5 protein-coding genes are annotated in these 4,714 nt (G+C 49.6%); all 5 read left to right on the top strand.

The window, feature by feature from the left end:
* A partial coding sequence (locus tag NZ772_14295) for a YCF48-related protein (GenBank protein MCS6814720.1) occupies positions 1–282 on the top strand: 282 nt, incomplete at its 5' end.
* Positions 283–340: 58 nt separating this feature from the next.
* A complete protein-coding gene (locus NZ772_14290; GenBank protein MCS6814719.1) occupies positions 341–718 on the top strand; it encodes a hypothetical protein in 378 nt (125 codons plus the stop codon).
* Between the two features lie 109 nt (positions 719–827).
* Complete coding sequence (locus NZ772_14285; GenBank protein ID MCS6814718.1) at positions 828–1,163, top strand: NAD(P)H-quinone oxidoreductase subunit M; 336 nt, start codon at positions 828–830, stop codon at positions 1,161–1,163.
* Positions 1,164–1,306: 143 nt separating this feature from the next.
* On the top strand, positions 1,307–3,583 hold the full coding sequence (locus tag NZ772_14280; GenBank protein ID MCS6814717.1) for a DUF839 domain-containing protein: 2,277 nt from the start codon (positions 1,307–1,309) through the stop codon (positions 3,581–3,583).
* Positions 3,584–4,076: 493 nt separating this feature from the next.
* A partial coding sequence (locus NZ772_14275) for a DUF1868 domain-containing protein (GenBank protein ID MCS6814716.1) occupies positions 4,077–4,714 on the top strand: 638 nt, incomplete at its 3' end.

The raw sequence follows: 4,714 nt of genomic DNA, 5'->3' as shown, positions 1-4,714 counted from the left end.
GAGTCTTGGGGTGAGGTGATTACGCCAGAATCAGTTAATAGTTGGGGCCTGCTGGATTTGGCCTATCGCACTCCAGAGGAAATTTGGGCTTGTGGGGGCAGCGGCACGCTGTTGGTAAGCATGGACGGTGGCCAGACGTGGCAGCGCGATCGAGAAGTGGAAGATGTGCCCTCTAATCTGGATAAAATTGTCTTCTTCAGCCCTGACAGAGGCTTTATCCTGGGGCAACGGGGAACCCTATTGCGCTACGTGAGTCAGTTTAACCATTCAGACGCAGGTTAGTTCATTTCAACCAGTAACAACTGCTTAGAGACATGGGAATTTTGTAGGAGTGTAGGCCATGCAGTTAGTATTCACTGGGCTACTGTCACTTTACGTGCTGGGTGTAGGCATCATGATGCCGATCGTTGCTTCATCTTGCCCGCCTGCATCCCAACCTCTGGCTAACAACCCCTCGACACAATCACCACCTGTTCAACTCATCCAGGCAGTGAGGCAAACACTGTCCCAGCGGTTAGGAATATCCCCAGACAAGCTCAGGCTAGTAGCCAGCCAACCCAGAACTTGGTCAGATGGTTGTTTGGGGCTAGCTCAGGCTGATGAAATCTGTACCCAGGCCCTAGTGCCGGGTTGGCGGCTAGAGTTCACCAATGGCCAGCAGCGCTGGATTTATCGCACGGACATGACAGGACGGCTAGTTCGCCTAGAGCCTCAATAGCTCCTAACCCCAGGAAACTCTAATTGTAGGGATTATGAATCCTGTGACCAACCTGCTCAACTTCCCGCTTACAATAACGTTGTATCTGTGAACAGCCCAGCACCTCCCTATGCTAAAGTCCACCACTCGTCATATCCGCATCTTTGCTGCCCAAGTTGATGACGGCGATCTCGTCGAATCTACTGACGCTCTTACCTTAGACGTTGACCCTGATAACGAGTTCACCTGGAATGATGACGCACTACAGCAGGTCTATCGTCAGTTTGATCAGCTTGTAGACAGCTATGCTGGTGAAGAGTTGACCGAATATAACCTGCGTCGTATTGGCTCAGACCTAGAGCATTTTATCCGTGATTTGTTACAGAAAGGGGCGATTAGTTACAACCTGAATAGTCGAGTAGCTAATTACAGCATGGGCTTACCCCGAGTAGAGCCAATTAGCTAGCAAGTTGGTCTGTCGTCAGCAATTAGTCTGGGTGGGCTGAAGATTTTTGCATTCCTTACCTCACCTTAACCATAGGGCATGACTGTTGATCTAGAGTGTATCCAGCATGGTTCATACCTAGACAATCAGCAATCGTCTTCCCTATGACTCTTAACCGCCGACACCTCCTCATGTTTCTAGGGGCTAGCGTTGCAGCAGCCGCCTGTGGCAAGCTTCCCCAGTCAACAGCACCAGTTCCATCCCCCTCGCCAACAACCACTACGGGTTCTGCTGCTAGTCCAGTGGCAGCAGAGATTGGATTTGAGCCTGTCCGGGGTCCTATGCCTCTGGTCACCGATGGCCTAGCCGCGACTAAGCAAATTACTGACCTTAGTCGTTACGAAGTTAAGGACGATCTAGTATTGCCTGACGGGTTTACCTACGACATCATCGCAGCTTGGGGTGACAAGGTTGGTGACTCACGTTTTGGCTACAACAATGACTACCTTTCCTTTGTACCCACAGGCACTGACGAAGGATTATTGACGGTTAATTTTGAATACATTAACGAGACGTGGTTCACAACCTTTGAGCAGGTTATTGGCAAGGCTTTACCGCTGAAGGATATTCAATCTGCCTTGGCAAAAGCTGGTAAATATGGCCTCAATGCTCACGGGCTACCGAAGGGAGATCCCCTTAGAGCTAAGATTGAAGTCCTGTGTAAGGAGGCGCTGACTGATCTTGGCATTGGCGTGATTGGTATTAAACGCAATGCGGAAGGTAAGTGGGAACGCACAAATAGTAAGGCCGATCGTCGGATTACTGGCATTTCTGGGTTGGAAGATGGTCGCTACCTAAAATCCACTGGCCCTGGTGTGGCTGTGTTCCGCAAGACTAAAGGACAGGGCTATTTAGATGGCTTGGGTGAAAACATTATTGGCACAATGCAGAACTGCGCTGGGGGCACCACACCGTGGGGAACAGTGCTGAGTGCGGAAGAGAACTATCAGGATCAAGTGCAAGAGCAAGTGTTTGCAGATGGGACATCGTTGCCGCCAGAGAGCCTATTTTTTAGCAGTGGTGGCGGATTTGGCAATGTGTTTGGACTAGCTGGAAACAAGTATGGCTGGATGGTCGAAGTGGATCCAGCAAATCCTGAAGACTATGGCACCAAGCATACGTGGCTAGGGCGTTATCGTCACGAGGCGGTTGGCATTCGTGTGGAAGCTGGTAAACCCCTCGCCTTCTATTCTGGATGCGATCGTCGCGGTGGTCACCTCTACAAGTTTGTCAGCAAGGCCAAGGTAAAGGATCCAAAGGACAAGGCAAACTCCCAGCTCTTGACTGATGGCATGTTGTACGTTGCTAAGTTCAACCCTGATGGCACAGGTAAATGGTTACCCCTGACCATGACGACAGCAGTAGACCCAGTTTTGCCTAGTCAAGTCTTTGGCAAAGGTGATAATCCTGGTATTGTGCCGCTGCCCGATCGTCCAAATGGCGGCTTTTTTGTGCCCACTAGTGACAATCAAGCTATTGAGTTTAAGCGACGGTTTAAGACCCTAGATGACCTGTACGAGGGTACACCAGAGGAGAAACAGGGAGCGATTTTAATTGATGCTCACTATGCTGCAAATGCGATCGGGGCTACTTGTACAGCTCGCCCAGAAGACACCGATATCGCCCCTGATGGATCTCTGTTCATTGCCTTTACCTCTGGTGCTCCTGGTAGTGATGGTGGCCCTGATAAGGCAATTTTCAAGGGCAAGGACGGGGCTGCCTACGAATATGGCTGGATCATGCATCTGACGGAAGACGGGAATGCTCCTGATGCCACAGCCTTCACCTGGGAAATGATGGCAACTGGCGGCGAGCCTAGCGAGGGTGGCTTAGGCTTTGCTAACCCAGATAACTTAGCCTTTGATCATCAAGGCAATTTGTGGATGGTGACAGATATGTCTACAGGCAACCACAACCAATCTGTACTCAAGGGTCGAGTGGATAGTGGCGGCCAACCCCTAGGGCAGAAGGATTTGATAGGACTTTATGGGAATAACGGCATTTGGTTTATCCCTACCACAGGTCAGCAGGCGGGCGCAGCGTTTCTCTTTGGCATAGGCCCCATGGAAACAGAAACTACCGGGCCTTTTTTCACTGAGGATGACAAAACCCTGTTCCTAGCAATTCAGCATCCTGGTGAGGCCAATGGTACTCGCCAAAATATGGCAGCCGAGACCCGTAAGTTTGCTATGAAAACTACCGATGGCAAGGAGTTTATGCAAGAGCGTGTGGTGCCGATCGGCTCCAATTGGCCATCTAAACGACCTAACGATCCACCTAAACCAGCAGTGGTGGCAATCCGCCGTACTGACAATGCTGTGTTTACGACCTTGACAACTCCAGAGAGAGCACCTGAACCAACAGGTTTGTATTACTCGTAACAATATGTTTCTGCCTAAATCCTATGCTTGGCTGAGAATCGGTAGATACTGTTTGTAGCCTGGTCAGCAATAGACTGATTCCCCAAACTATCGCTACAGATGGCTTGTACTCAAGACCCAAGTCCTGATTACAAACTAACGGGTTATGTGGCTGGTTTTGGAGAGTTAGTATTGTATCTTTGCTATAGCAGTGCACGGGTTAGCGATGAGGTTTAGCCATATGGTTAGCTACGGCCACAATGTTTGCCAGAATGTTTGTAGTGAGGACTTGAGTCCTCACTGCCAGCCTCAACTGCAATCATGTCCAAACCTTCTCATGGAGCGCTATACAAGCCTCAGTAGCATAACTCACCAGTTTTGGTGCTGTGCCACTGCTGGTACCACTGGTTAGCTAGAGCAATTGTTATATCCTGTCATATTCTGTCTTCTCGGTGCGAAACTTACGTTATCTGAGACAATAAAAGATGCTCTGTAGGGTGAAAGGTGACTCGGCGTGGATGATTCCTACCTGACATATGTAAATCGACTGGTGCGGATGACGTTGCCAGAGACTTACCGATCGCAACTTCCCAAAATTCAACCCTCTCCTAAGTTTTATCGAGGTAACGACAATCAATGGCACCCAGCCTCGTTTCCTGGTTATACCATCATCACTCCACCCAAAACCGATGATCCAGCTAATGCAGCTTGTTATGACCGCATGGCTGAGCAGCAGCAGCAATTAGTGCGCCAATTGGATCCAGACTTGCTCCAACCAGTGCCAGCCGATAGTTTTCATGTCACGCTGGCAGATTTGATTTGGGATGATGCTTTTAGCGCTGCTACGGAAAATCCAGAGTTTGAAGGGTTGTTGCAGCAGTCTATTAGTAACATCTTTCGGGATGTGCAACCATCCGTTGCAGCTAGTGAGCCAATTCGTTGGCAGGTTCTGGGCTTGTTGATCATGCCCCGCGCTATTGCCCTTGCTCTTGCTCCAGTATCAGAATCAGCCTACGATCGCATTATCAAATTGCGGCGGGCACTCTATCAAAGTCCTGACCTTATTTCCCTAGGCATTGAACAGCAATATCACTTTACAGCCCATGTAACGCTAGGCTACTTTGGCAACGTCCCTGAGCAATTATTTGAAGA

Source organism: Cyanobacteriota bacterium, assembly GCA_025054735.1.
Taxonomy (GTDB): Bacteria; Cyanobacteriota; Cyanobacteriia; order SKYG9; family SKYG9; genus SKYG9.
The sequence above is the reverse complement of the archived record's forward strand: the minus strand, read 5'-3'. Positions and strand labels throughout refer to the sequence as shown.

Coding starts and splice junctions, on each gene's coding strand:
- NZ772_14280 (MCS6814717.1), top strand. CDS start 1,307: ATGACTCTTAACCGCCGACACCTCCTCATGTTTCTAGGGGCTAGCGTT.
- NZ772_14290 (MCS6814719.1), top strand. CDS start 341: ATGCAGTTAGTATTCACTGGGCTACTGTCACTTTACGTGCTGGGTGTA.
- NZ772_14285 (MCS6814718.1), top strand. CDS start 828: ATGCTAAAGTCCACCACTCGTCATATCCGCATCTTTGCTGCCCAAGTT.